This is a genomic window from Paenarthrobacter sp. JL.01a, from assembly GCF_025452095.1.
In the GTDB taxonomy this organism is placed as follows: domain Bacteria; phylum Actinomycetota; class Actinomycetes; order Actinomycetales; family Micrococcaceae; genus Arthrobacter.
This window is the reverse complement of sequence record NZ_CP104877.1, coordinates 4,327,154-4,352,915: the sequence shown is the minus strand read 5'-3', so window position 1 is coordinate 4,352,915 and position 25,762 is coordinate 4,327,154. Positions and strand designations below refer to the sequence as shown.

Annotated in this window: 31 protein-coding genes and 1 tRNA gene; 17 read left to right on the top strand and 15 right to left on the bottom strand. The window is 62.7% G+C overall.

Annotation, left to right across the window (positions count from 1 at the left end; translation table 11 throughout):
• The first annotated feature begins 105 nt into the window (after nt 1-105).
• Nucleotides 106-191, top strand: a tRNA-Leu gene (locus N5P29_RS20785).
• A gap of 62 nt (nt 192-253) precedes the next feature.
• Here N5P29_RS20785 and N5P29_RS20780 read toward each other — a convergent pair.
• Nucleotides 254-592 (bottom strand): YnfA family protein, encoded by a 339-nt coding sequence (locus N5P29_RS20780; RefSeq protein ID WP_144660347.1) that lies wholly within the window; start codon nt 590-592, stop codon nt 254-256.
• 239 nt (nt 593-831) lie between these two features.
• On the opposite strand from N5P29_RS20780, the gene rpsF reads away from it, so the two are divergent.
• The 4 genes from rpsF (at nt 832) to rplI (ending at nt 2,598) form a co-directional block, all read left to right on the top strand.
• Nucleotides 832-1,137, top strand: a complete 306-nt coding sequence (rpsF, locus tag N5P29_RS20775; RefSeq protein WP_011776755.1) for a 30S ribosomal protein S6 — start codon at nt 832-834, stop codon at nt 1,135-1,137.
• A 50-nt stretch (nt 1,138-1,187) separates the two neighbouring features.
• On the top strand, nt 1,188-1,760 hold the full coding sequence (locus tag N5P29_RS20770) for a single-stranded DNA-binding protein (protein WP_144660350.1): 573 nt from the start codon (nt 1,188-1,190) through the stop codon (nt 1,758-1,760).
• A 128-nt stretch (nt 1,761-1,888) separates the two neighbouring features.
• Entirely contained in the window at nt 1,889-2,128 is a 240-nt protein-coding gene (gene rpsR / locus N5P29_RS20765; protein WP_003800144.1) for a 30S ribosomal protein S18, read from the top strand.
• 17 nt (nt 2,129-2,145) lie between these two features.
• Nucleotides 2,146-2,598: a 50S ribosomal protein L9 gene (rplI, locus tag N5P29_RS20760; RefSeq protein ID WP_018778531.1), complete on the top strand. Its 453-nt coding sequence runs from the start codon at nt 2,146-2,148 to the stop codon at nt 2,596-2,598.
• 130 nt (nt 2,599-2,728) lie between these two features.
• Here the strand turns inward: rplI and N5P29_RS20755 are convergent, their stop codons facing one another.
• Nucleotides 2,729-3,151 carry a DUF1801 domain-containing protein gene (locus N5P29_RS20755; RefSeq protein ID WP_262276647.1) on the bottom strand — a complete coding sequence of 141 codons (423 nt, stop codon included), beginning with the start codon at nt 3,149-3,151 and terminating at the stop codon, nt 2,729-2,731.
• Between the two features lie 58 nt (nt 3,152-3,209).
• On the opposite strand from N5P29_RS20755, the gene N5P29_RS20750 reads away from it, so the two are divergent.
• A complete protein-coding gene (locus N5P29_RS20750; protein ID WP_262276646.1) occupies nt 3,210-4,061 on the top strand; it encodes a PhzF family protein in 852 nt (283 codons plus the stop codon).
• 9 nt (nt 4,062-4,070) lie between these two features.
• On the opposite strand, the gene N5P29_RS20745 is transcribed toward N5P29_RS20750, so the two are convergent.
• From N5P29_RS20745 to N5P29_RS20735, 3 genes are read right to left on the bottom strand one after another with little or no spacing between them, the layout of a single operon-like run.
• Nucleotides 4,071-5,603 carry a DUF6297 family protein gene (locus N5P29_RS20745; protein ID WP_262276645.1) on the bottom strand — a complete coding sequence of 511 codons (1,533 nt, stop codon included), beginning with the start codon at nt 5,601-5,603 and terminating at the stop codon, nt 4,071-4,073.
• Nucleotide 5,604: 1 nt separating this feature from the next.
• Entirely contained in the window at nt 5,605-6,273 is a 669-nt protein-coding gene (locus tag N5P29_RS20740; RefSeq protein WP_262276644.1) for an ABC transporter ATP-binding protein, read from the bottom strand.
• A gap of 30 nt (nt 6,274-6,303) precedes the next feature.
• Complete coding sequence (locus N5P29_RS20735; RefSeq protein ID WP_262276643.1) at nt 6,304-6,510, bottom strand: hypothetical protein; 207 nt, start codon at nt 6,508-6,510, stop codon at nt 6,304-6,306.
• 176 nt (nt 6,511-6,686) lie between these two features.
• On the opposite strand from N5P29_RS20735, the gene N5P29_RS20730 reads away from it, so the two are divergent.
• The gene (locus tag N5P29_RS20730) at nt 6,687-7,604 is read left to right on the top strand and encodes a diacylglycerol/lipid kinase family protein (RefSeq protein ID WP_262276642.1); all 918 of its coding nucleotides are present in this window, start codon (nt 6,687-6,689) and stop codon (nt 7,602-7,604) included.
• 7 nt (nt 7,605-7,611) lie between these two features.
• Here N5P29_RS20730 and N5P29_RS20725 read toward each other — a convergent pair whose 3' ends face one another.
• Nucleotides 7,612-8,451, bottom strand: coding sequence for a hypothetical protein (locus N5P29_RS20725; RefSeq protein WP_262276641.1), 840 nt, complete (start codon nt 8,449-8,451; stop codon nt 7,612-7,614).
• A 138-nt stretch (nt 8,452-8,589) separates the two neighbouring features.
• On the opposite strand from N5P29_RS20725, the gene N5P29_RS20720 reads away from it, so the two are divergent.
• Together N5P29_RS20720 and N5P29_RS20715 are read left to right on the top strand one after the other, a co-directional pair.
• Nucleotides 8,590-8,883: a DUF4287 domain-containing protein gene (locus tag N5P29_RS20720; protein WP_262276640.1), complete on the top strand. Its 294-nt coding sequence runs from the start codon at nt 8,590-8,592 to the stop codon at nt 8,881-8,883.
• An 83-nt stretch (nt 8,884-8,966) separates the two neighbouring features.
• A complete protein-coding gene (locus N5P29_RS20715) occupies nt 8,967-9,413 on the top strand; it encodes an SRPBCC family protein (protein WP_262276639.1) in 447 nt (148 codons plus the stop codon).
• Nucleotides 9,414-9,427: 14 nt separating this feature from the next.
• Here the strand turns inward: N5P29_RS20715 and N5P29_RS20710 are convergent, their stop codons facing one another.
• On the bottom strand, nt 9,428-10,378 hold the full coding sequence (locus tag N5P29_RS20710) for a hydroxymethylglutaryl-CoA lyase-like TIM-barrel protein (protein WP_262276638.1): 951 nt from the start codon (nt 10,376-10,378) through the stop codon (nt 9,428-9,430).
• Nucleotides 10,375-11,625 (bottom strand): CaiB/BaiF CoA transferase family protein, encoded by a 1,251-nt coding sequence (locus N5P29_RS20705; RefSeq protein ID WP_262276637.1) that lies wholly within the window; start codon nt 11,623-11,625, stop codon nt 10,375-10,377. The genes N5P29_RS20710 and N5P29_RS20705 overlap by 4 nt, the downstream gene beginning before the upstream one ends.
• A gap of 48 nt (nt 11,626-11,673) precedes the next feature.
• Between N5P29_RS20705 and N5P29_RS20700 the strand changes: the two genes are divergently transcribed.
• The 4 genes from N5P29_RS20700 (at nt 11,674) to N5P29_RS20685 (ending at nt 14,469) form a co-directional block, all read left to right on the top strand.
• Nucleotides 11,674-12,186 (top strand): GNAT family N-acetyltransferase, encoded by a 513-nt coding sequence (locus tag N5P29_RS20700; RefSeq protein WP_262276636.1) that lies wholly within the window; start codon nt 11,674-11,676, stop codon nt 12,184-12,186.
• Between the two features lie 123 nt (nt 12,187-12,309).
• Nucleotides 12,310-13,329 (top strand): alpha/beta hydrolase, encoded by a 1,020-nt coding sequence (locus N5P29_RS20695; RefSeq protein ID WP_262278627.1) that lies wholly within the window; start codon nt 12,310-12,312, stop codon nt 13,327-13,329.
• Between the two features lie 101 nt (nt 13,330-13,430).
• Nucleotides 13,431-14,057, top strand: coding sequence for an FMN reductase (locus N5P29_RS20690; RefSeq protein ID WP_262276635.1), 627 nt, complete (start codon nt 13,431-13,433; stop codon nt 14,055-14,057).
• Nucleotides 14,058-14,106: 49 nt separating this feature from the next.
• Nucleotides 14,107-14,469: a TFIIB-type zinc ribbon-containing protein gene (locus N5P29_RS20685; protein ID WP_262276634.1), complete on the top strand. Its 363-nt coding sequence runs from the start codon at nt 14,107-14,109 to the stop codon at nt 14,467-14,469.
• Here N5P29_RS20685 and N5P29_RS20680 read toward each other — a convergent pair whose 3' ends face one another.
• The gene (locus tag N5P29_RS20680; RefSeq protein ID WP_262276633.1) at nt 14,470-15,048 is read right to left on the bottom strand and encodes a hypothetical protein; all 579 of its coding nucleotides are present in this window, start codon (nt 15,046-15,048) and stop codon (nt 14,470-14,472) included. It lies immediately after the preceding gene.
• A 7-nt stretch (nt 15,049-15,055) separates the two neighbouring features.
• On the bottom strand, nt 15,056-15,529 hold the full coding sequence (locus N5P29_RS20675; protein ID WP_262278626.1) for a hypothetical protein: 474 nt from the start codon (nt 15,527-15,529) through the stop codon (nt 15,056-15,058).
• 587 nt (nt 15,530-16,116) lie between these two features.
• Between N5P29_RS20675 and dnaB the strand changes: the two genes are divergently transcribed.
• The gene (dnaB, locus tag N5P29_RS20670) at nt 16,117-17,499 is read left to right on the top strand and encodes a replicative DNA helicase (RefSeq protein WP_144660393.1); all 1,383 of its coding nucleotides are present in this window, start codon (nt 16,117-16,119) and stop codon (nt 17,497-17,499) included.
• Between the two features lie 27 nt (nt 17,500-17,526).
• Here dnaB and N5P29_RS20665 read toward each other — a convergent pair whose 3' ends face one another.
• The 5 genes from N5P29_RS20665 to N5P29_RS20645 form a co-directional block, all read right to left on the bottom strand.
• Nucleotides 17,527-17,988, bottom strand: a complete 462-nt coding sequence (locus N5P29_RS20665) for a DUF8821 family protein (RefSeq protein WP_144660398.1) — start codon at nt 17,986-17,988, stop codon at nt 17,527-17,529.
• Nucleotides 17,989-18,297: 309 nt separating this feature from the next.
• The gene (locus N5P29_RS20660) at nt 18,298-18,756 is read right to left on the bottom strand and encodes a ribose-5-phosphate isomerase (RefSeq protein ID WP_144660401.1); all 459 of its coding nucleotides are present in this window, start codon (nt 18,754-18,756) and stop codon (nt 18,298-18,300) included.
• Nucleotides 18,757-18,769: 13 nt separating this feature from the next.
• Entirely contained in the window at nt 18,770-20,506 is a 1,737-nt protein-coding gene (locus N5P29_RS20655) for a dihydroxyacetone kinase family protein (protein WP_262276632.1), read from the bottom strand.
• Between the two features lie 31 nt (nt 20,507-20,537).
• Nucleotides 20,538-21,311, bottom strand: coding sequence for an SDR family NAD(P)-dependent oxidoreductase (locus tag N5P29_RS20650; RefSeq protein ID WP_262276631.1), 774 nt, complete (start codon nt 21,309-21,311; stop codon nt 20,538-20,540).
• Nucleotides 21,312-21,335: 24 nt separating this feature from the next.
• Nucleotides 21,336-22,178 carry a sugar phosphate isomerase/epimerase family protein gene (locus tag N5P29_RS20645; protein ID WP_262276630.1) on the bottom strand — a complete coding sequence of 281 codons (843 nt, stop codon included), beginning with the start codon at nt 22,176-22,178 and terminating at the stop codon, nt 21,336-21,338.
• A gap of 204 nt (nt 22,179-22,382) precedes the next feature.
• On the opposite strand from N5P29_RS20645, the gene N5P29_RS20640 reads away from it, so the two are divergent.
• The 3 genes from N5P29_RS20640 to N5P29_RS20630 all read left to right on the top strand — a co-directional run bounded on the left by N5P29_RS20640 (nt 22,383) and on the right by N5P29_RS20630 (nt 25,666).
• Nucleotides 22,383-23,720 (top strand): MFS transporter, encoded by a 1,338-nt coding sequence (locus N5P29_RS20640; RefSeq protein WP_262276629.1) that lies wholly within the window; start codon nt 22,383-22,385, stop codon nt 23,718-23,720.
• 63 nt (nt 23,721-23,783) lie between these two features.
• The gene (locus N5P29_RS20635; RefSeq protein WP_262276628.1) at nt 23,784-24,674 is read left to right on the top strand and encodes a transketolase; all 891 of its coding nucleotides are present in this window, start codon (nt 23,784-23,786) and stop codon (nt 24,672-24,674) included.
• Nucleotides 24,671-25,666 carry a transketolase family protein gene (locus tag N5P29_RS20630; protein ID WP_144660415.1) on the top strand — a complete coding sequence of 332 codons (996 nt, stop codon included), beginning with the start codon at nt 24,671-24,673 and terminating at the stop codon, nt 25,664-25,666. The genes N5P29_RS20635 and N5P29_RS20630 overlap by 4 nt, the downstream gene beginning before the upstream one ends.
• Nucleotides 25,667-25,762 lie beyond the last annotated feature (96 nt).

Below are 25,762 nucleotides of genomic sequence, written 5' to 3'. Positions count from 1 at the left end.
ACGGGGTGCCTTCCTTTGGACAGGAATCTGCGAATCGGCCCTGTTCGTGTTACTGTCTTTGTCGCTGTCAAGGAGAAAAACGAAAGCGCTTCTCCTGATCACCTTGCGCGGGTGGCGGAATGGCAGACGCGCTAGCTTGAGGTGCTAGTCCTCGAAAGGGGGTGGGGGTTCAAGTCCCCCTCCGCGCACCAAGGGAAGCCCTGGAAGGTCGTTGATCTTCCAGGGCTTCTGTCGTTTCCTGGGGCGACCGTCGTCACGCGCCCGTCCGCGGCGCGAACATGATGACGCCGACGCCCACGATGCAGATCGCTGCTCCGATGACATCCCAGCGGTCCGGCCGGAAGCCGTCCATCAGCATTCCCCAGGCCAGCGACCCGGCGATGAAGACCCCGCCGTACGCAGCAAGCACCCGGCCAAAGTGCGCCTCCGGCTGGAAGGCGGCGAAGAAGCCGTAGATTCCCAAGGCCACCACGCCAAGTCCGGCCCACCACCAGGCCTTGCCTTCGCGGACGGCCTGCCAGATCAGCCAAGCTCCGCCGATCTCGGCCACTGCGGCCAGGGCGAAGAGGACGATGGACTTCAGGATGGTCATTGCTCCAGTATTCCCTGCCACCAAGCCCGCCCCAGCGGTTATCCACATACGGCAACCAGCCCGTTTCCGCCGGGGATCCCCTCGAATAGCTTTGAGTGCAGGAGATGCACTAAGATATTGAAGTCTGTGTTACGCCCTCCTTCCGAATCTTCGGCGGGGGAGCGCTGCACAGCATCGCAAATGAACCTCCTGTTACGGAAATACCGTAACCGCTTAGCCCAAAGGAGGTGGGTTCACATATGCGTCCTTACGAATTGATGGTAATCATCGACCCCGAGGTCGAAGAGCGTACCGTAGAGTCGTCGCTTCAGAAGTTCCTTAATGTCATCACCACCGATGGTGGAACCATCGAGAAGGTTGACATCTGGGGCCGTCGCCGCCTGGCATACGACATCAAGAAGAAGTCCGAAGGTATCTACGCCGTGGTGAACTTCACCGCTGCTCCGGCTACCGCCAAGGAACTTGATCGCCAGCTGTCTCTGAACGAGACGATCATGCGCACCAAGATCATCCGCCCCGAAGACCAGAAGGTTGTTGCTGAGTAATCAGCCCCTTCCAGATCTTTACCCCGCAGGAACGAACAAGGAGGCAGTAGATGGCAGGCGAAACCACTATTACGGTCATTGGTAACCTCACCAACGACCCGGAGCTGCGGTTCACCCCGTCTGGCTCGGCAGTAGCGAACTTCACCATCGCTTCTACTCCCCGGACCTTTGACCGCCAGTCCAATGAATGGAAGGACGGGGAAACCCTGTTCCTTCGCGCATCGGTATGGCGCGAAGCAGCTGAAAACGTGGCCGAATCCCTCACCAAGGGCATGCGCGTCATCGTTTCCGGCCGTTTGAAGAGCCGTTCCTACGAAACCAAAGAAGGCGAAAAGCGCACCGTTATCGAGCTTGAGGTCGACGAAATCGGCCCCAGCTTGCGTTACGCAAACGCCAAGGTCAACCGTACCCAGCGCTCCGGCGGTGGACAGGGTGGCTTCGGCGGAGGCAACTCCGGTGGCTTTGGAGGTGGCGCTCCCGGTGGAAACCAGGGCGGCGGCAACTCCGGTGGAGGTTGGGGCGGCAACCAGTCCGCACAACAGCAGGATGACCCTTGGGCTACGCCCGGTGTCAGTAACGCTGGCGGCTGGGGCAACGGCCCTGATTCCGAACCTCCCTTCTAAACACCAAACAAAAGTCCGACGTCGGACGCTCACCGGGACTGCCGAAAGGCACCTTGGTGATCACCGCCGTCGAACACCACCATCCCGTGGATCAATATCCACGGGCTCCATAGAAAAGGAGCTCCACGATGGCTAAGGCTGAACTCCGTAAGCCCAAACCAAAGTCCAACCCCTTGAAGGCCGCTGACATCACTGTCATCGACTACAAGGACGTAGCATTGCTGCGCAAGTTCATCTCCGACCGCGGAAAGATCCGTGCTCGTCGCGTTACTGGCGTTACCGTTCAGGAACAGCGCAAGATCGCCCAGGCAATCAAGAACGCCCGCGAAGTTGCTCTGCTGCCTTACTCCGGCGCTGGCCGCGGCTAAGGAAGGGATTAACTAACATGGCTAAGCTCATTCTGACCCACGAAGTAACCGGTCTCGGTGCTGCTGGCGACGTTGTCGAGGTCAAGGACGGTTACGCACGTAACTTCCTGCTGCCCCGCGGCTTCGCCCTGACCTGGTCGAAGGGTGGCGAGAAGCAGGTTGAGTCCATCAAGGCTGCCCGCGCTGCTCGTGCCCACGCTTCTGTTGAAGCTGCACAGGCACAGGCCCAGGCTCTGTCCTCCAAGAAGGTCAAGCTCGAGGTGAAGGCCGGCGAGTCCGGTCGTCTCTTCGGTACCGTCAAGCCGGCCGATGTCGCTGCTGCTGTTGAGGCCGCTGGCCTTGGCGCCATCGACAAGCGCAACGTTGAACTGCCGAACCACATCAAGTCTGTCGGTTCGTACCAGGCCAACGTTCGCCTGCACGAGGATGTTTCCGCTGTTATCGACCTCGAGGTCGTTGCCAGCAAGTAGTCTCTGACTGCATCCAAAGAACCCCGTTGCCGGATTCCGGTGGCGGGGTTCTTTTGTGTTCGCGACGAGTTGGCAGTTAATGACAATCCCAGTCACCAACATTGCCATTAACTGCCAAGTCGCAGGGGCGTCAGGGGGTGTGGAGCTCCGACATCACGTGGCGGTAGCCGGAGCGGATCATCTCCGCCAACACGCTCCGGTCCACGTCGTCCAACTTATTGATGTACAAGCAGGCCGCCCCGGTCTTGTGTTTGCCAAGCTCGGGGAGGAGCTGGTCTGCATCGGGGCCGTAAGTGAGCCCGTAAAGGGCCAGGTTGGCCTTTCGTGGCGAGAATCCGACGGCTGCAGCATCGCCCTCGCGCCCGCTGGCGTACTTGTAGTGGTAGCTGCCGAAGCCAATAATGGTCGGGCCCCACATGACAGGCTCCTGGCCGGTGGCGTCCCGCATCATGTCCAGCAATTCCAAGCCGTCAGCCCGCCGGACAGGGTGCTCCACAGCACTAAGGAAATCGTGGACAGATGCATCCGTCGGTTGGGTCTTGTTCTCTGCCATGCACGTAGTCTCGCAGACCGGCACCTCGCCTGCCAGCACCGGATGGTAGCCTTCACCGGTGACTCCAGAAGCCCTCCGCCTCCGCCCGTTCCACCAAGTCGACGTCTTTTCCGACCAGCCGTACCGAGGGAACCCCTTGGCCGTGGTGGTGGAGGCCGAAGGTCTCAGCACCGAGGCCATGCAGCACTTCGCCAATTGGACCAACCTTTCGGAGACCACCTTCCTCCTCCCTCCCACCGACCCGGCGGCCGACTACAAAGTGCGGATTTTCACCGCCAGCGAGGAGTTCCCCTTCGCGGGGCACCCGACGCTCGGATCGGCGCATACATGGCTGCAGGCCGGGGGAGTGCCCAAGACGGAGGGCGTCCTGGTTCAGGAGTGCGGTGCGGGCTTGGTTCGGGTGAAGCACGACGCCGGCCGGCTGGCTTTCGCTGCTCCGCCATTGACGCGTTTTGGTCCAGTGAGCGACGCCGAACGATCCCAACTCGCGGCGGGCCTGGGTATCTCGGAGGCTGAGATAGTCGACGCATCGTGGCTGGTCAACGGCCCGCAGTGGATTGGCGTCCTCCTTGGGTCAGCGGACCAGGTACTGGCCTTGGAACCGGATTTCGTGGCCATGGGTGACCTCAAGGTCGGGGTGATTGGCCCGCACGAGCCAGGTTCCGCCGTCGACTTTGAAGTCCGCACCTTCATTCCTGGTGATGCCATGGTGGAGGACCCGGTGACGGGGAGTTTCAACGCCGGAGCGGCCCAGTGGCTGATTGGATCGGGCAGGGCGCCCGAGGAGTATGTTGCCGCTCAAGGCACCGTGCTGGGCAGGGCCGGGCGTATCCACGTCATCGCCAGGGATGGTGATATCTGGATCGGCGGAGCATCGGCCACCTGCATCCAAGGCAGTGTGATCCTGTAGGGCCGGTCCTCACGCCCGCTTGGGTTTGGACAGCACTGCAAGTAGTACGATGCCCGCACTGAACAGGGCCTGAACCATCGCCACAGCCCACGGAGTGTAGCCAAGGTAGAGCCCAACCAGCAGCGGAATCATCGCCAGGATCGTCACGTCCAGCCCGTGCATCAGGGAGCCGAGCTGCGCGCGGGGCACGGGACCGAAGGGCGTGTCCACCGGGGGAGCCGACCAATCCGGCGCGGCTTTGGTGGCAGAACGCAGCGTTCCCGCGCCCATTCCGACGCCGGCCAATGCCCCCACGCCAATCAGGGCAGGATCGGAAGCGCCCAGGAGAACCAGAAGGCCGCTAAGGACGGTCATCCATACAGCCATGGCAAGGCACGGGATGAGGGTCCGGCTGGTACGGACCAGTGCCGGATGGAGGGGGAGCAGCGCATCGAGCTCCGGAACGAGGGCCGTCTTGCGCGCCACGCTCCCCATGCCCGACGCTGTTGCACAGCCGGCTATGACAACGATGGCCAGCTGTGCGAACTCCGGGAGTCCTCCTTCCACCAGCAGCACGGCGATGCAAGCACCGAGCCACAGCAAGGAAGCCAACAAGGGCGGATTCAGCCGGAGAAACGCTACTGTATCGGCGCGGATCAGCGCCCGGAGCGGGCCGCCCGCCGGTCTGGCGAAGAAGCCTGCCGCCCTGCCGCCGTCGACCGTTTTATGTCCGGCGCCCAGCGCGCGAAGTACCTCGTTGGAATCCATCATGAACAGGGAAGCGCCGGTGTGGCCAGCCACCGCTCCGCCGCGGATAAGCTCTTCACCCCGCACCTCACCAGCGCGTCGGCCCGCGACACCCAGGAGCACGACGGCGGCCACCGCCACCAAAGCTTCCGGCCATGGTGCCCCTGGGATCGTGGGAAGGACGGCGCACGCCAAGAGCACGGTCCAGCTGATCACCCGGCCGAGCCGGGCTCCAAGCATGCCGAGCTGCTGGAAGGCCGCCAAGGCCACCGCGATGACCCCGGAAACGCCAAAGGCCGCTGATGCAAGAAAGTGCTCCGGGCCACTACGGTCCACGGCCGTGAGGATGCTGAATGGCAGGTATACGACGGCAAGGCCCACCCCCGTTAGTACAGCCTTGCGGAGGAAAGGGGGCAGAACCATCGGTCGGCGGTCGACGGGGAGGGACAGCCACCAGGTGCTCTCGGGTCCACCGACCGTGATAGGTCCGAGCTTGCGGGCAAGATTGGCCACCACCAGCAGGAACGCGTATGTCGCTAGTGTCCACAGCACGGGCGCTGGAAGGACGAGCCATTGCGCCTTGATAATGCTGCTCCCAGTAGAGGCGCGGTCCGCGATCTCGTTACGCAGGGCAAGGACGAAGGAGGCTGCGATGGTCAGGGAAACGGCGATACCGAGTCCCCAACTGTACGCATCGACAAAGCGTTCGCTCCATGAGCCCCTGCTCCGCTTGTAGCGGCGGACCGATCGTCGCGTGAAACGAACGATCTCCCGCGCGAGGTGACGGTCCGGCGTCGAGCTTTCACGAATCAGCATGTCAGGACCCGGCAATGATCGAGGCTCCCTGCTGCGGATCGAATTCGCAGACGTCGTCGTCAATCACCAAACACGAAGAAGCGGTGGCGAGCAGCAGGTCCGGATCGTGCGTCACCAGGACCACGGCGCCGCCGTGCCCAGCGATCCGTTCTCCGATGGCCACCCGCATCTTGGGATCAAGCCGCTGCTCCGGCTCGTCAAGAATCAGGAGCGACGACGGACGGATCAGCCCCGCTGCGAGCAGCAGTCTGCGCCGTTGCCCGGAAGAGAGGGCGTCCGGGATGGCGTGGGCTCGTCCCTGCAGGCCGAAGAACTCCAGTTCTTCCTCGACCCGCGTTTCGGGATCCGCCACGGAGTGTCCGCGGGCGACGAGCAGCAAGTGTTCGCGGACAGTCAACGAGGGGAAGAAAAGATCGTCATCGAAGACAGCGGAGACCTCCCGTCGGAACGGTACGGCGTCGGGGTCGATGAGGAGGCCATGGACTTTCACCTCGCCGGCGAGGGCGGCCTGACGGCCCGCTATGGTTCGGGCAACTGTTGACTTCCCGGCGCCGTTGACGCCCACGATTCCCAGGATTTCGCCGGCGTGCAGGGTGGCCGACACCTCGCCACACACCGGAGATCCGGCATAACCCACCAGCAGGTTTTCGACGTCCAGTACGGTCCCCATGAGGCAACCCTACCGGCGCGCCGACGGCCCTCAGAGAAGTGAGTGGGCCTCGAGGTCCTCCATCGCCCACCCAAGGATTCTCAGATCGAAGGGGTCGCGTTCCAGGATCCCGAAGAGATAAGCGTCGAAATCCCACAGTCCGGCATTGCCGCCGTTGGCCCAGTACCACGCCCATAAATCGTCAAGGGTGATCTCATGCTCGAGGACGAGTATTCGTGCTGTCTGGCGTGAGTCCATGGGATTTCCAGACTGCTGCCGCAGCATCGTGCCGCATCCAGCTGGTTGAGGCAGATTCCCAACTGGGAACCCGATTTCATCGTTTCACGTTCGTCGTTTATCCGAAACCCCTCTGGGTTGCGAATAGTATGGGAACTTCCGAGGGAAAAACAGCCGCCTGAATAAGGGACCTCGCAATGAATCAGGAGCACATCGTGGATTCTGCCCGGACCTTTGAGTCGATCGTCATCATTTTTAATCCCAACAGCACAGGGGATGCGCCGGAGCTGGCGCAGCAATTGCATCAGCGACTGAAGGAAGTTCTCAGCTACGAACCCGAGATCATCCTCCAACCCACGGAGCATGCCGGACACGCGGTGGACCTTGCGCGGGAGGCCGCGGCGAAGGGCGGCGATGTCCTGGTGGTTTCCGTCAGTGGCGATGGCGGCTACAACGAGGTCGTCAACGGGGTGATGCAGGCCGGAAACTCCCGGGCGGTGTGCGCTGTTCGGGCCGCCGGAAACGCCAACGACCACAGCAGGATCATCGCCACCAAGCCCCTGGAAGAGGCCATCGCTGAGGGCCGGGTCCACAACATCGACCTTCTCCGCATCCATACCGGCCAAAAAGAGGATGAACCGCTTGAGTATGCGCACTCCTACATCGGCTTCGGTTTAACTCCCGTGGTTGCCACCGAGCTGGAAAAGGGCAGTAAAGGAGCCCTCAAGGAAATGGTCACCGTGATTCAGACCTTTTCCAAATTTGAGCCGTTCGGAGTTCGCTTGCCTGATGGGAAGCGTCACAAGTTCGACAGCCTGGTGTTCGCCAACATCCGTGAAATGGCCAAGTACGCCACCCTCAGCGATGCCGATGAGCACCCGTCCGATGGCAAGTTCGAGGTCATCATTTTCCCCCACATGCCCAAGTGGAAGGTTCTTCTGAAGGCGCTCAAGGCCACCACCCAGGGACTTGGTGATCAGCCGAGCGTCAGCAGCTATGAATTCACCACTCTGAAGCCGCTGCCGTACCAAATGGATGGCGAGGTCAAGAGCGTGGAGGCGAACGTCAAGGTCAGGGTGGAGTGCGCGCAGGGGGCTTTGGCGACGCTCGGCTAGGCCCAGCTCAAGTGTGTGCGCAAGCGGCGGTGACGAAGTCATATATTCGTCCGCGCAGGTCAGTTGAGGCCGCCACTTTTACCAAGCCTTCGCTCTCTCCCACTTTCACTCGAAGCGGGAGAAGCGTGCCCACCTTGTCTTCGGCGACGGCATGCGGATCACATCGTGCTGGTCGGATGGTGAGCGCCAGCTCCTGCTGTGTGGAGCCCACGGTGACGTTCCTTGGCCATGGATCCGTGGGGGACTGGGCCAGCAGCGTGGTCTCGTCGATCGATTCAATCGTGAAGCTTCGTACCTCCCCGCCCTGCGTGGCCGGCGAGATCACAAGACGCACGACGGCGGTCCGACCGTCCGCGGCCACCTTCAGTTCGGGGTCCAGCGCCATCGTGGCGACGGCAGCGGCCTGGGCCGCGATGCACAGTTCGGCTGAGTTTCTGGACAGTACGCCGAAGGGATCGGCTGCGTCCGTCACCTCTTCGGTGGCTTCTTTCCCGGGCGCAGCGAACTCCAGCGTTGCCTGGTTGGAACCGTTCTGTGGCGCTCCACATGACGCCGCTGGCAATGCCGCAGGAACGCTTTTAGGTTGCCGGGGCGGCAGTTCAAGGCCGTTCCCTGAGCGCTGCCAGAGTATGTCGCCGTCGAAAAGGGGTGAACGGACCCGTGCTCCGGTCACCGTCAGGAGATTGTCCGTTGTGTTGGTGAACTGGATCTGGATGGCTTGCTTCCCGTATTGGTCACGGGATTGATTGATTTCCACTGTGATGGGCGCAGTGCTGCTGCCGGACGAAGGCGGGTCGGCCGGAGCGCCTGAGCTGCAGGCGGACAGGGCAGGCAGCATCGTGGCCATGACTATGCAAGACGCAAGGACACGCCTTCTGCGGCACACCATGCGATCAGTGTAGGCGCCCCCAGTGCGCCGGTACGATGTCGCTCACACACACCTGCCAACTCCGCCCATGGAGTGTGGCAACGAAAGGGGAGATTCATGTCATTCCAGGCTTACCTCGACGCCATCGAAGACAAAACCGGCCTGACGCCGCGGCAGTTGGTGGACATCGCTGAATCCAAGGGCTTCAATGATCCTTCGGTCAAGGCCGGGACCATCCTTGAATGGCTTAAAGCCGATTATGATCTTGGGCGTGGCCACGGCATGGCCTTGGTGCACGTCATCAAGAAGGGGCCGCAGATCGACAGCAAGCACGTGGGGTCGGAGGGATCGCACCGCGACGAGTCGGACACGCTATGGCTGGACGGTAGGGCCAGCAAGCCGGCTTCATGATTGCGGGGGCTCTGGCGAGTAAACCATAAGCATGCTTAGCTTATGGTGTCGTCCAGTCCTCCACCTGCGCAGAAAGGTTCCACATGGCCACCGTGACCCAGTTGTTCAATGCCCCTGCCGCAGATGTTTGGAAAGTCATCCAGGAGGGGTGGCTGTACTCAGGCTGGGTCGTGGGTGCCTCAAGGATCCGCTCCGTTGATGACCAGTGGCCGGCCCAGGGATCCCGGCTTCACCACTCCGTTGGATCCTGGCCATTCCTCATCGACGACAGCAGCCGCGTCACCGCCGTCGAACCCGAACGCAAGCTCGAACTCCTGGCGAGCGGGTGGCCGTTGGGCGAAGCGAAGGTGCTCATCACACTGGAAGACCTCGGTGGCTCCCAATGCCGGGTTTCCATTGCTGAGGACGCCGTGCGGGGCCCCGGCAAATTGGTGCCCAAGAAATTGCGTGATCCCGTAATTGCTGTCCGGAACCGCGAAACCTTAAGGCGCTTGGAACTGATGGCAGTGGGCGGCGCGGGCAGGTCCTAGCGCCCGGGCGGGCCTTAGGGCCGCAGTACCCAGTCAAAGGCCTCTGCTTTGGACCGTGCGCCTTGGGCCGACTTGGAGCGGTTGGGCTCGTCGAGCTCCTGCAGTAAATGTTCCGAAAGGACCACCAGTTCGCCAAAGATTTCAGGCGTCAGCCAGTCGGGGCGGGTGGCGAACAGGATGTCTTCGCTGGACGTATTTCCGCTGGCACCGGGGGCGAAGGGGCATCCGCCCAGGCCGCCAAGCGCCCCGTCCACCATTTCAGCCCCTGCTTGGATGGCTGCGAGGGTGTTCGCAACGCCCAAACCCCACGTGTCATGACCGTGATAGACGACACGACGGGAAGGCGACTCGGTGCGCACGCGGGTGATCAACTGTGCAACCTGCGCCGGGACCGCCTGGCCCAAGGTGTCACAGATGACGATGTCGATGGTGCCCTCGGCACGGGGGTCGTTGGCGATGGCCAGGATGCGTTCTTCGCGGACCTGGCCCTCGAACGGGCAGGTGAAGGACGTTGCAATGCAGAGCTGGATATGGCCGTCTACTGCCCGCGCGTACTCGATGGCCTCGGGCAGGGCTGCGAGGCTTTGGTCGGTAGTGCGGCCGATGTTTGCCTTGTTGTGCGAGTCGGAAGCGGACAGGCAGTACTGGAAATTGCGCGCCCCGGCAGCTGCGGCCTTCGCAACATGGCCCGGGGTTGCTACCCAGATCCAGCACTTTTCGAGTTCCGCCGGGGTCAGGGCGTGCACCACTTCCAGGGTGTTGGCCATCGTGGGGACCAGGTCCGGGCGGGCCATGGACCCGAGTTCGATCGCCGGCACGCCGAGCCGCAGCAACTCGCGAACAGTCTGGACCTTCTGTTCCGCGGAAAGGAGCTTGCCCGTCAGTTGGAGGCCGTCGCGAAGGGTGACGTCCCGCAGAATGGCGTTGCCCAAGGTTGCGGCCACGGGCCCTTCAGGACGGATCATGACTGAACAGCTCCCTCGCGGCCGGATGCATCGTTGATCTCGCTTTCGCTCATGCCAAGCAGCCCGGCGAGAACCTCCTGGGTGTTCTCGCCCAGATCCGGCCCCAGGTTCCGAATGGGCAAGGACTGGCCACCAATGACGGGAACCACGCCAGGGAAGCCGACGCCGGAGAGGGTTTCTTCGCCCGTGGAGACATCGAATTTTTGGATCATGTTCCTGGCGGCATATTGGTTGTCGCTGCTGATGTCCGCGGCGGTATAGATGGGTCCCGCGGGAACACCGGCAGCTTCCAAGGCGGCCAGTGCCTCAGCAGGTGGGAGCGTGGCAGTCCATGAGCCGATCGCCTGGTCCAGCTCCTCACGCGCGGCCCAGCGACCCGCATTGCTCTGCAAATCAGGGCGCCCGGCAAGGTCCGGGCGGCAGATGGTCTGCATGTACCGCTGGAAAATCGAATCACCGTTACCTGCCACCACAATGCTCGCGCCGTCCTTGCAGACGTACGCATTCGAGGGGGCGATGCCTTCCATCCGGCCGCCCACCCGCTGGCGGTCCACGCCGTAGGCCTGGTAGTCGGGAATGAGCGATTCCATCATGGAAAACATTGCCTCGTGCAGGGCGACGTCAATGACGCGTTCGGTGAGGGGTACAGCGCCAGCCGAGTCCCGGCGTCGTGCTTCACGCTGGTAGAGGCCCATTACGGAACCGAACGCGGCGTAGAGTCCCGCGATCGAGTCTCCGATGGAGACGCCGACCCGCACCGGTGCGCGGTCGGGGTCGCCCACCAGGTTGCGGAACCCTCCGTAGGCTTCGGCGACGGCGGCAAAACCGGGACGCTCGGACAGTGGCCCGGTCTGCCCGAAGGCGGAGATGCGGGTCACCACGAGGTCCGGGTTGGCCTGGTTGAGAACCTCGGGACCCAGGCCCCACTTTTCGAGCGTGCCTGGGCGGAAATTCTCCAGCAGAATGTCTGATTTTGCCGCCAGGTCCAGGACGGCCTGCTTGCCGGCCTCCGTGCGGAGGTCCAGGACCACGGATTTCTTGTTGCGGTTCAGCGTGCGGTACAGCATTGAGGTGGTGCCCTTGTGCAGCCGCCAGTTGCGCAGTTCATCGCCGGTTCCGGGCCGTTCGACCTTGATGACCTCGGCGCCGAAATCTGCCAACAGCCGTCCTGCGGTGGGCGCGGCGATGTAGTTGCCGAGTTCCAGGACGCGGACGCCGTCCAGCGGTGCGATTGGTTGCTGTGTCATGGTCCTCTTCCGTGCTGATGCCCCCTTTTGCAAACCTAGACTAGGCCCATGAGATTCGCCATCCGTCCCGCGGTTGAAAAGGATGTTCCCGGGATTGTGACCGTGGAGACCCTGTCCGGGCGGTTGCCAGAGGCCGGGAGGGAGCCTTTCGCGGCAAAGATCGCTGCTGCAATATCCGACGACGGTCGCCTGGTTTTGGTGGCCGAGGCGCCACTGGACATGACCCCGGGGCCGGGTTCCGCCGTCGTTGGCTGGGCGAAAACGCACCATTACGACGTCGGTGACGGTCCAGCGCCGGCGGGTCACTATCTGGGCGGCCTTACCGTTGCGCCCGATTTCCGGCGTCGGGGACTTGCGGTTGCGTTGACCTCGCGCCGGCTTGAGTGGATCTGGGAACGTGCTGACACTGCCTGGTACATCGTTAATGCGCGTAACGAAGCCTCTTTGGAGCTGCACCGGCAGTGGGGATTCAGGGTGGTCTCGCGCGGCCCGGCTTTTCACGCCGTAGCGTTCGACGGCGGCGAGGGAGTCCTGCTGGCGGCGGCGCGGCCGCTGTCCTGACCCCAAGGAACGCCCGTCCGTCTTAGCATGGGTCCAGGGAAGCACCGACCGGGGGAGTTTGTGATGGGGCCGTTGGATTCGATCGAAAAAACTGCAAGGAAAACGGCGCCACCTCGCGTGGAAATGCCAGCCAAGGCCCGGCGAAAGCGCTCCTCGCGGCTGCGCAGGCTGGAATTGGCGATCTTGGTGGTTTTGATCCTGGCTGTGGCCCTTTCCGCCACTCCTTGGCCGTCGGCACTGCTGATCCGCAGTGTCTTTGAACGGGGAGCCCAGGCGACCATCGATGAAATGACGCCCTACGTTCCCGCTACTCCCCTGGATACGCGGATGGGGGTGGAGTACAAGCCGGGGTCCACCTTTGATATCTTCAGTCCCCAGGGGACGACGGCGCCGCTTCCTACGGTGGTGTGGATTCACGGAGGCGCCTGGATTTCCGGGGCACAGCGCGACGTCAATCCGTACCTCCAGATCATGGCCGACCAGGGCTACACCACGATTGGCATGAGCTATCCGATCGCACCCGAAGCCACGTACCCCACTGCTGTCCGCGACATCAACGAAGCCCTCGCCTACATCAAGGCACACGCTGCCGAACTCAATGTGGACACCAGCCGCATCGTCCTTGCCGGTGACTCTGCAGGGGCCCAGCTGGCCAGCCAGATGACAACGCTCACCGTCAACCCCGAGTACGCCAACCTCATGGGAATCCAGCCTGCGCTTCAGAAGTCCGAACTCGCTGCAACCATCCTGCACTGCGGCGTCTACGACCTGCGGGCCATGGCGGACCTGAACGGCATTGTGGCGTGGGGTTTCAAGACTGCCTTGTGGGCTTACACCGGCACCAAGGATTGGTCCGCCACCTATGCCGGGGCCACGATGTCCACCATCGACTTTGTCACCCCCGACTTCCCGCCGACCTTTATCAGCGGCGGCAACGGTGACGGCCTCACCTGGCTGCAATCGGTGCCCTACAGCAACCGGCTCAAAAACGCCGGAGTGCCTGTGACGGAGCTGTTTTGGCCGGCAAACCACCAACCTGAGTTGCCTCACGAGTACCAGTTCCATCTGAACTTCGCCGAGGCCCGCGAGGCGAGGGACAAGACTTTCGATTTCCTCTCTGCGCACGCCGCGCGGCGTCCCTGATCCTCCAGCAGCTCGCCGGGAATACTTTCCCTGCCGCCCCCGTTCATTGATTTAGATGCAAACGCATGTAAACTGAATTAACGAGCAACAGGAGAAACGCCATGGAAACCCGCCGCATCACCGTACTTTCCGCCGGACTCGGCGTGCCGTCGTCGAGCCGTCTGCTGGCCGACCAGCTGGCCGCCTCCGCAGAGCGGCAACTGCGTGCGGCAGGCTATGAGGCGAGGATCGACGTCGTCGAACTTCGCGACCTCGCCGTGGACATCGCCAACAACTTCGTTACCGGGTACGCCGCACCACGCCTCGCGGAGGTGATTGCCGGCGTCGAGGACTCCGACGCCATCATCGCCGTCAGCCCCGTGTTCAGTGCCTCGTACAGCGGGCTGTTCAAGTCGTTCGTCGACGTCCTTGATCCCAAGTCGCTCGACGGCAAGGCCGTATTGCTCGGCGCCACGGGCGGCACCGACCGCCACCAGATGGTCCTCGACTACGCCATGCGCCCCCTGTTCACCTACCTCCGCACCCGGATCGCCGCTACCGGCGTCTTCGCGGGGCCGCAGGACTGGGGAAACAACGACGACGGCGGCTCGCCCCTGTCGTCGCGGGTGGACCGGGCAGCCGGTGAACTCGTGCAACTGCTGAGCGGCCCCCAGCCCGGCCGCAAGGCTCCGGTTCTTGAGTCGCTGCCGTTTGAGCAGCTGCTCGCCGGAATCTCGGCAGGCAGGTAGTCCGAACTTTTACCCAGGTTGGGTCGTTGGGGCAATCATGAAGTGTCCTGTGGATTCCATTGACCTGGTGATGAGCGAACGAAGCGGCGTAGAGATCGACTACTGCCCCAAATGCCGGGGCGTGTGGTTGGATCGCGGCGAGCTGGACAAGATCATCGACCGCGTAGCAGCGGAGACCGCCCCGTCGGCATCGCGGCCTGTCCCGCCCGCTCCGCAGCCTCCGATCGCGCCGCCGCCCCTCTACAACCCCTTCGAGTCCCGCCCGCAGGAGCCAAGATACGAGGACAGGGGACGGCGGGACTACGACCGGGACTACGACCGGCGCGAGTACGAACGACGGGGCGACCGGGACCAGTACGGCCGCAAGCGCAAGAAGAAGGAAGGCTTCCTCGGCGACCTCTTCGACTTTTAGTCAGTCGTCCAGAAGCTCGATGAATTCGCGGGCCTGCTTGATGTTGATGTCCGAGTGGCGGGTCAAAGCCAGTGCCGCGCCCTCCACGTCGCCGCTCTTTGCCAGCGTACGGATCCGGCCGTAGATTTCGTCGTTGAGCATATTGCTGCTGACTTCGCGGGTCACGTCCCCCTTGCTGACGATCGCCCTGTAGCGGTAGGGGAAGCGCTCGGGTTCGTCGTCGTCATCATCGGCGAGCAGGTCCTTGGCAGGGGTTTCCGGCGTGAACGGCTGGGGGTGCGCCGCCAAGGCGCCCACGGCGTTGCGTGATGCACGCAGGCCTTCTCCCGTGGCCTGCAGGTAAAGCTTGATGGCAGCCATCGCCTGACCCTGGGCTATCAGTGAATACAGCTGGCGGTGCTGCTCCTGGTTGAGCTTGGCTGCTGACTCCCTGGCCAGTTCCACGGGGTCCTTCGGGCCGCCCGTTGCCTGGGCGTTTGACTTCGTTTCCGCCGAGCGCTTGGTGAATGAACGAATGAGCAGGAGCACTCCCGCGACGACCGCAATGAGGATCAGGAGCGGGATGAGGATGGAATCCATGGCGTTGTCAGAGCCGATCTACGTAGTTCTTGGCGGTAAGCAAATCTGAATGGGTGGCTTGGCGAAGAACTTTGATGGCCTCGATCTTCTTCCCGCCGCGGACCAGGTTCTGCAGCTCAAAGGCGAGTTGGGGATTGAGCTGGCCGTTGGGAAGGACCGCGGGCTGCTGGCCTGGCTGACTGGCGGTCGGGGTGCGTCCGGCCTGCCCCTGGACTGCCGCGCTGTTCGGCTGCGCATGCTGGCTGTGTTGGGCTGCGTTCTGGCTGGGCTTGGTCGTGGCCTCGATGCGGGCTCGAAGGGCCAACGCCTTCTGGACCTGGGAAGCCTGGTGCGCGGCGGAACGGGCCGCGAGTTCGCGTTGGTATCTTTCGGCGTCCGACATGCCCGTATCCCGCGGTCTGAAGGCCGCGGACAGCGCCCACAGCAGGCCCAGGAGGACGAGCAGCGGAAGGGCAACCGTCAGCACGTCACCAAAGATGATCCCCATGCTTAGAGCTTATGCCAGAAGTCCGTTATCCACAGCACATTCCACGGCCGGCATAAGCTTCTGAGAGCATGGTGTCAAATTAAGGTGCCATATGTAAGATGCATCACATTTGGGGCATGTTTGGGGTGTTTTTGCTCGCTTCTGCGGACTAGGGAATCGACACGGCTGTGGATGATTTGTGGGCAAAACTTTCTTTAGTCCACAGCTTGTGTGGAGCGTTTCCGCAGGTCAGGGCATTGATGCCGCTCAAAGAATTTCTCTATCCACAGAGAAACGCACAGTCTGTGCACAACGTGGGGGCGGTATTCCACAAGTTATCCACAGGGGCCATCGGGCACCTGCTGTAACGTGTCTGAAGTGTCCATTTTGGGCACTCATTTACCCGCATTGGGTTTCCCGGGCCGATAAAAAGTCACTCACCGTGACGGGTCCCCGGAAGGCATTGTGGATAACTTGTGGATACGTAATTTTGTCGGACCTGCCTGACATCCTCGGAGCAACCCGGCGGACGTAGCCACACACCGCGCTTTGCGACCGCCAGGGAGTACATCTCTGCAGCGGTACATATTTGGAGGACGGCTTTGTCAGTTACGCACTTGGACTCAATCGAGGGCACTCGCGCTTCGGACTCGAGCCGGAAGCCTCCCCAGGACATCCCTGCTGAACAATCCGTACTCGGCGGCATGATGCTGTCCAAGGACGCAATCGCGGACGTCGTCGAGATCGTCCGTGGGCACGACTTCTACCGTCCGGCCCACGAGACCATCTACGAGTCCATCATCGACCTCTATGGTCGGGGCGAACCCGCTGACGCCGTCACGGTCTCCGACGAACTGACCAAGCGCGGCGAGATCAACCGGATCGGTGGGCCGGCGTACCTTCACGAGCTCATCCAGACCGTCCCCACCGCGGCGAACGCCGGATACTACGCGGAAATCGTGGCCGAGCGTGCCGTGCTTCGCCGTCTGGTGAATGCCGGAACCAAGATCGTCCAGATGGGCTACGGCCAGGACGGCGAGGTGGAAGACCTCGTCAACCAGGCACAGGCCGAGGTTTACGCGGTTGCTGAAAAGCGAACGGCCGAGGACTACGTGGCGTTGAAGGACGTCATGGAGTCCACCGTGGACGAAATCGAAGCTTCGGGGCACCGCGGCGAAGGCATGACAGGCGTCCCCACCGGTTTCTACGAACTCGACGAACTGACGCACGGCCTCCACCCGGGCCAGATGATCGTTATCGCAGCCCGTCCTGCCGTGGGTAAGTCCACGTTCGCGTTGGACTTTGCCCGTTCCGCTGCCATCAAGAACAACCTGGCCACGGTCATGTTCTCGCTGGAAATGGGCCGGAACGAGATTGCGATGCGTCTTCTCTCGGCAGAAGCCACCATCGGCCTTCAGGACCTCCGCAAGGGCACCATCAAGGACGAACAGTGGTCCAAGATTGCCACCACCATGGGCCGCATGAACGACGCTCCCCTGTTCATCGATGACAGCCCCAACATGTCGCTCATGGAGATCCGGGCCAAGTGCCGCCGCCTGAAGCAGCAGCACGACCTCAAGCTGGTAATTCTCGACTACCTCCAGCTCATGAGCTCCGGCAAAAAAGTGGAATCCCGCCAGCAGGAAGTTTCCGAGTTCTCGCGTGCCCTCAAACTGCTTGCCAAGGAGCTGCAGGTACCCGTGATCGCCCTGTCGCAGCTGAACCGTGGTTCGGAGCAGCGCCAGGACAAGCGGCCCATGGTTTCGGACCTTCGTGAATCCGGCTCCATCGAGCAGGACGCCGACATGGTCATCCTGCTTCACCGTGAAGATGTCTACGACAAGGAATCCCCGCGTGCCGGCGAGGCCGACATCCTCATTGCAAAGCACCGTAACGGTCCCACCAAGGACATCGTTGTGGCTTTCCAGGGTCACTACTCACGCTTCGCCAACATGGCTGGCGAGACCGGCGGTGGGGGTTTCTAGGCCTGCTTCAAGCTTCCTAACGCATGCTCAGTATTCGCCCTTGATCACGAAGTAGGAGCCACGGATCGTTCCGGCCAGCTTGGACTTTTGCCGGGCGAACTTGAACTTCGAGTCCAGCTCCTCGGGGACGTCCATGCCGTCGGCGAGCTTGAAGCCCACCGCCCGCTTTCCTTCGCCCGTGCTGTACATGACATTGATCGACAAGCCGGACTCGTAGAACACGTATGCCATCTGCAGGTCCTCCACCTGGAAAGCCGTGGCCTCCAGCGGCTTGGACTTGATCACGATGTCGCGTTCTTCCTTAAGGATCCGGCTCACCCTGTCCACTACCTCGGGGAGCTCCTCGGCGGGGCTCACCGTGAAGTCGTGGTCGTACTTGTTCTTGTAATAGCGGGCTTCGTTGGCACGCAGCCCGGCAGCCGCCTCGGCGACAGGTGAGGACTCAAGTCCAACTGTGGATACGGTCTTGAAGTCAACGGTATAAGGCATCAGCTCTCCTGGTCCGGCGTGTTTGCACCAATGCTACTGATGAGGCGGCCCGGGCCACGTTAGCTATGAGGTGGCGGATTCGCCGCGTCATGTTCCGGCTACTGCGATCACGTAAAAGTGAGCGGAAGGGGACTGGAAGTGACTAAAGGTTCACCGTGCATGACCCCGAGCACCTTCGCAGGAAGGGCGAATGTGTATCTAGCGTTCACGGGCGGGTTTTGGTCCGGTCATTGGTTCTTTATGCCGTCTAAACCATGGTTTCCTTCCCGGAGGTCGAGGACGGGAAGGGCCGGGTAACCGATAGGGCCCCTAGCAGCCCTCGAAGTCGCTCAGCACCTTAACCTTTGCAGCCGACCCCGAGGACGGATCGAACGCGTAGCCGATCCACTCCTTCGCCAGCCGACGGGCAAGCTCCACGCCCACAACGCGCTGGCCCATAGTGAGGACTTGGCAGTCGTTGGACAGGATGGAGCGTTCCACGGAGAACGAATCGTGCGCTGCCGTAGCCCGGATTCCCGGCACCTTGTTCGCAGCAATGGCCACACCGATTCCCGTACCGCAGAACAGGATGGCCCGGTCGGCTTTGCCGTCCCGGATCATCTCACCGGCCGCGATACCCACATAGGGATACGGGCGTGAGAAGTCCTCATCGTCACGATGGACTCCGATATCGATCACTTCGGTGATCCGTGAGTCGGCCTGGAGGTCGGCCAGGATTCGGTCCTTGTAGTCAACGCCGGCTTCGTCGGCGCCCACGATGATGCGCATGGTGGTGGTTCTCCTAGTGGTTGGCGGCAGCTACGGGAACTGCAGTGAAATGGGGTCCGACGGCGGCAAACACCATGGCGAGCGACGTCGCCCCGGGATCCGGCGTGCCGATGCTTTTCTCGGCCAGTGGCCTGGCCCGGCCCTTGAGGGCTCGAAGGTCCGCGGTGGACGCAGCGGCGGTTGTTGCATCAGCCGCGGCAGCTGCCCACGCGTGTTCCAAGGGCGTACCGGCAGCCACACCCTCCTCCAGCGAGGAGGCAAACGGCAGCAGCGCATCCATCATGGTCTTGTCGCCAATCTCCGCCTTTCCAAGGCTCGCCATGCGGTCAGCGAAGGCACGGACAGATTCGGTGAGGACCTCCGGCGTCGGGATTTCCGCGTCTCCCAAGCGTTCACCAAAAGCGCGCAGCCCGGCACCCCACAGGACGCCCGACGTGCCGCCGGCTTTATCGGCCCAGGCGTCTCCAGCGGCAATCAGCACCGAACCAGCGCCAGCGCCCGCGGAAAAGGCGGCCGCAGCAGCCTCGAGGGATGCCGCCGAGCCGCGGACCATGCCGCGTCCATGGTCGCCGTCGCCGGCTATGGCATCCATGTCGCCCAGCATGGTTTCGGAAGAACGCAGCAGGGCGGCCGTGGTCTCCAAAGCACCAAGGCACTGACCCGCGTAGGCGCGGGAAGCCTCGGTGGAGGAGTAGTGGGCCGCTTCCGTGACGAAATCCTCGGAGGCGTCCTCGGAGACAGCAACGTCGAATCCGACGGACCCCCGACGGTACGCTGGCGTCAGCGCCGGGGCTGTCCAATACTGCTCCAGTTCGTCATCGAGCCACGTGAGCGTCAGCGATGCCCCGGCCATGTCCAAGGACGTCACCAGTTCGCCAACTTCCGGCATCACCAGCGTGTAGCCGGCGTCGCGAAGCAGCGGAGCCACGGTGCGCCAAAGGACAAAGAGCTCCTCGTGCTTGGTTGAACCCAGGCCGTTCAGGATCACCGCGAGCCGCGTCGAACCGCCCGCAGGAGCCTCCTCCAGCACGCGCCGCACCAGTTCACGCCCAAGCTCGACGGCGGTGGGCAGCTCGGTATCGAACAGTCCGGGTTCGCCGTGGATGCCAAGGCCCAGGCCCATCTGTCCCTCGGGAAGGCGGAAGAGCGGGGCATCAGCACCAGGGAACGTGCAGCCACCGAACGCTGTTCCGATGGTGCGGGTGAGCTCGTTCGTCTTGCGGCCCAACCGGACCACGGAGTCCAGATCCAGTCCGGCCTCGGCGGCAGCACCCATGACTTTGAAGACCACGAAGTCGCCGGCAATTCCGCGGCGCTTTTCGATCTCGGAAAGGGGAGCGCTGGCGATGTCGTCCGTGACCAGCACGTTTTCCGCCCGGATGCCTTCAGCGTTCAAGCGCTCGCTGGCCATTCCGAAATTCATGACATCCCCGGCATAGTTGCCGTAGGTGAACACCACCCCGGCTCCGGAGTTGGCAGCCTTCGCCACGGAGTAGGCCTGCTGGGTGGACGGCGAGGTGAAGATATTGCCCACCACGGCACCGTCAGCCAAACCCGGGCCGATGATGCCGGCGAATGCGGGATAGTGGCCCGAGCCACCGCCGGTGATCACGGCGACTTTTGGCGTAGCCGGCCGGTTGCGTCGTACAGCTCCGCCCTCAACCTGGCGAACGAGGTCCGAGTGGGCATCGCAGAAGCCGGCAAGCGCTTCATCTGCAAAGTCAGCGGGATCGTTGAAGATTTTGGTCATGGTGGGTCCTGGTTTTCCTCGAAGAACGGGACTAGTGGATGTGGCTGCCGCCGTTGATGTCGATCGTGGTGCCAGTGAGGTACGCGGAATCCTCGGAGGAGAGGAACGTGATGACGGCCGCCACTTCCTCCGTAGTGGCATTGCGGCCCAGGGGAATGCCGGCGTTGATGGCGGCTTCCTGCTCTTCAGTGCTGCCCACGCGGATGTTGGTGTCTACGGCGCCGGGGGTGATGGCGTTGACGGTCACGCCGGTTTCACCGATTTCACGGGCGAGGGCCTTGGTCAATCCGAGGATGGCTGCCTTGGCAGCCGAGTAGGGAACCTTGCCGAACACGCCACCGCCGCGCTGCGCGGAGACAGATGACATGTTGACGATGCGGCCCCAGCCGTTGGCAATCATGTCCGGCAGGAAAGCCTTGGTTACGAGGTAGGTGCCGGTGGCGTTGACGTCCATGACCTTGTGCCACAGTTCAAGCGTGGTTTCGAGGAACGGGATCGGGGAGGTGATTCCGGCGATGTTTGCCAAGGCGCCGACGGGAGGAAGGTGACCGCTGGAAACCTCAGCGGCAACGGCTGCCTGGGCAGCTGCGACGGAAGCTTCGTTGGCGACGTCGATCTCGTAACCGAAGGCGGGGACGTTGAACTCGTTGCCGATTTCGGCGGCAACCTTGGCGGACTTCTCGCCGTCGAGGTCCAGGATGGCGACGCCCCATCCCTGGGCGGCGTAGCGGCGGGCGGTGGTGAGGCCGATGCCGCGCTCTGAGGTGGCTCCGGTGAGGACGGCGGTGCGCTGGATGGTGTTCATGGTGCTCCTTGAAAGTTGTGGTTGTTAGATGAGGTCTGAGATGTAGCTGCCGGCTTTGGCGGCGGCGGCCGGTCGCTCGTCGTGGGTGACGTCGCGCGTTTCGAGTTCCAGTGAGAAGTGGCCGGTGTAGCCAAGGGCCCTCAGCGTCGAAAGCCCCGCGGCAAAGTCCGCCTGGCCGTTGCCGATGCTGAGGTTGATGGTGCCGGGCTGCGTGTCAGTGGCAGCGGTCGCATCGCGGAGGTGCACATGGGTGATGCGCTCGCCAAACCGCGAAACGAAGTCCTCGGGGTCGCCGCCGGAGGCAACGATGTGGCTGAAGTCCATGACGATTCCGACGTCGGAACCGGCCAGGCGGTCTGCGAGCAGCTGCGTGCGTTCGATGTTCCAGCAAAGCCGGAAGTAGTGGAGGGACTCGGTCCACAGCTCGACGCCGAACTCCTTGGCCCGCTCCGACGCGTGGATCAGCTGCGAAGCAACAGCGTCGATGTCTTCTTCCAAACTGCGCACAGGATCGTGGTCGATCGCTCCGCACGGAAGGACAAGCGCCTTAGCGCCGGTCTTCTCCGCCAAGCTGAGCAGCATCCCAAGGTGGCGTTCGCGCGCTTCCGCGGCACCGGCGTCGAGCGTTGCGTTCAGGTCGCCGACGTCGCCGTTTACCGAGCGGACGCGGAGTCCAGAGTCACGCACGACGGCGGCAACCGCCTCGACTGCCTTGGCGTCAAGTATGTAGGGCACGTGGTCGCAGACGCCGGGGAGGGCGCCCAGGTCAATCTCCTCGAAGCCGAGCCCGCGCATGGTGTGCAGGGCGGCGGCGAGGTCCTGGTGTCGAAAGCTGATGGAAGAACAGCCCAGTCGGTGATGAAACATCGTCGTTGATCCTCAAGTTGAGCCCCTCGACGGAGAAGGGCCTTAGTGATGGGCACCACGTTATCTTCGTTAACTGTCAACAGTCAACCTCTCAAGTTGACTGTTGACATTGCTGGTGGTCTCGGTCACAGTTGACGTATTATGTTGACTGTCGACAGTGGGGTTGCCGAAGAAGCGCCGCACTTTTGAAAGGGAAAGACACTCATGAGCAATGAAGCTCTGACCATGCGTGGTCCGGTTCATGGAACCAAGGAAGCAAAGCGCGTCGCCGTCGGCTCGGGCGTGGGCGCAGTCATCGAAACCTATGACTTCATCGGTTTCGGCACCGCCGCTGCGCTGTACTTCGGTACGGCCTTCTTCCCGGGCGCCGACCCGGTAACTGGCACCCTGGCCTCCTTCGCGACCCTGGGCGTCGGCTTCGCTGCCCGTCCGTTGGGCGGCATCATCGGTGGCCACCTTGGCGACAAACTCGGTCGCAAGCCGGTGCTGGTGGCTTCGCTGATTCTCATGGGCCTGGCGACTTTCGCTATCGGCTTGCTACCCACTTACCAGCAGGTTGGCCTTCTGGCTCCCGCGCTCCTGGTTCTTGTGCGCATCATCCAAGGCCTTGCCTTCGGTGCTGAATGGGGCGGCGCCATTTTGATGAGTTACGAGCACGCACCGTGGCGGAAGAAGGGCCAGTTCACGGGAATCGTGCAGGCCGGCTTCCCCGTTGGCTTGTTGCTCGCGAACCTCGTGTTCCTCTTCAGTGTTGGCCTCGGAAACGAATGGGCGTGGCGCGTGCCGTTCCTGGCGAGCATCCTGCTGGTGGCCGTTGGTTTGATCATCCGTTCCAAGGTTCCCGAGTCCCCGGTCTTTGAGGACGTCAAGACCAAGGGCGACATTGTGAAATCCCCCATCGTTGAGGTCATCAAGACCGACTGGCGCAACATCGTCCGCGGCATCGGCCTCCGCATCGCCGAAACCGCAGGCTACGCCGTCTCCGTGACCTACATGATTTCCTACCTGCACAGCACCAAGCTCGCAGACAAGACCCAGACCCTCGTTGCCCTGTGCATCGCGGCCGCCATCGGCATCTTCGCCACCTACGCCTGGGGTAAGTTGACCGACAAGGTAGGCCGCCGGCCCGTCTACATCTGGTCCACCGCGTTCGCCGTTGTCTTCGGCATCCCGATGTTCCTCTTGGTCAACACCGGTCTCTTCATCTTCATCATCGCCACGATCGTGATCGCCTACGCCGTGTGCCAGAACTCCCTCGCCGGTGCCCAAGGTGCTTGGTTCCCGGAACTCTTCCAGGCCAAGACCCGCTCCTCCGGCGCCTCACTGGCCTACCAGATCTCCGCCATGGTCTCCGGTTTTACGCCCTTCATCACCACACTGCTGTTTGTGAGCTTTGGTTGGGTTGGCCCTGCCGCCCTCTTCAGCATCTATGGCGCGATCGGTCTATGGGCCGCGCTGGTCACCAAGGAAACCTGGGGTAAGCGTGAGCGCCAGCTCGCCGAAGAAGCCGCCAGCAAAACTCCCCAGACGGTAAACGCCTAAGCAACCACTCGACGTCGGGCGCGTTCTCCCCATCGGTACGCGCCCGACACCGGAAGGAATCCAGTGTCTCTCTCATCAGTAGAAGCAGCGCCCGCTTTGCCGGCCGCCGAGCGCGTCGAGCGTATCCGCGCTGCTGCCTATCGCATCCGCCACCACGCCCTGAACATGGGCGAGGTCCAAGGCCAAGGCTACGTCGGTCAGGCACTGGGTGCCGCGGACATGTTCGCCGCCGTATACGCCGACCAGCTCAGCTACCAAGCCAAACACCCTCACTGGGAGGGTCGGGACCGGTTCCTGCTCTCCACGGGCCATTACGCGATTGGACACTACGCGGCGCTGGCTGAAGCCGGAATCGTCCCGGTTGCCGAGCTGGAAACCTACGGTTCGGATGATTCCCGTCTGCCGATGTCCGGGATGTCCACCTACACCCCGGGCATGGAAATCTCCGGCGGTTCGCTGGGGCACGGCCTCACGATTGCCGTGGGTATGGCATTGGGCCTGCGGGCGCAAGGTTCGGCTTCGCGGGTAATCAACTTCCTTTCCGACGGTGAGTTGGATGAAGGTTCGACCTGGGAGGCGGCCATGGGGGCGCACCACCACCAGCTGGGCAACCTCATCGCCATGGTGGACATCAACGCGCTCCAGGCCGACGGCGCCACCAACACGGTGCTGCGCACCGAGCCGGTGACGGAGAAGTGGGAATCGTTCGGTTGGTACACGCAGCGGGTGGACGGGAACGACGTCGGTGCGCTGCTGGCTGCGTTCGACAACATCGCCTCGGTTTCCGGTCCGGTCGGGAGGCCGTCCGTGGTCCTGTGCGACACCAAGGTGGGCCGTGGCGTGCCACTGCTTGAGACCCGCGAGAAGGCGCACTTCATGCGCATCGAAGAAAACGAATGGCAGATCTGCCGCGAACAGTTGACTGCAGGATACGAAGGGACGGTCTCAGCATGAGCACCACCACGGCAAAGCCGAAGCTGAAGACCTCGGCCATGATCGCCTCGTTCGCCGACCCCGGACAGAAGACCACGTCCGCCCCGTTCGGGCACGCTCTGGTGGCAGCCGCGGAAGCCAACCCTGCCATTGTCGGGTTGACCGCGGACCTGGGCAAGTACACGGACATGCACATCTTCGCGAAGGCCTTCCCGGAGAGATTCTTCCAAATGGGCATGGCCGAGCAGCTCCTCTTTGGTGCAGCCGCCGGCATGGCCGAGACCGGGCTGGTTCCTTTCGCGTCCACCTACTCCGTGTTCGCAGCCCGGCGTGCCTACGACTTCCTGTGCCTGGACATCGCCGAGCCCAACTTGAACGTCAACATCGTCGGCGGTCTGCCTGGCCTGACCACGGGCTACGGTCCCAGCCACCAGGCCACCGAAGACATGGCGATCTTCCGCGGCATGCCCAACCTGACCATCGTGGACCCGTGCGACTCCGTGGACATCGAGCAGGCCGTGCCGCAGCTCGCCGCCTCGGACGGCCCCACGTACCTGCGCCTCCTCCGCGGCAATGTGCCGACCGTCCTGGATGAGTACGACTACACATTCGAGCTGGGCAAAGCCAAGGTCCTGCGCGGCGGCAACGACGTCGTATTCGTTTCCTCAGGCCTGATGACCATGCGGGCCCTGCAGGCGGCAGACGCCCTGGCTGCCCACAACGTTGACGTGGCAGTGGTTCACACTCCGACGATCAAGCCCTTCGACTCGGCAACCGTGCTGGCTGAACTGAACACGGACCGCCTCGCCGTGACGCTTGAGAACCACACCGTTGTTGGCGGTTTGTTCGAAACTGTTGCCTCCGCCGTCGTAAGTGCCGGCTTGGGCAAGCGCGTGGTTCCCATCGCGCTCCCGGACCAATTCCTCGACGCAGGCGCGCTGCCGACACTGCACGAACGATACGGACTGTCCGTCGACCGGATCGTGGCAAAGGTGCTGGCGGAACTCGCCTAGCCCTCCGGGGTTTTGTACAGCTAATGCCCTTAAAGCCGCTTCCAAAGGTCATTAGCTGTACAAAAACCCGGGCGCCCGTAGTATCGACAGTTAACA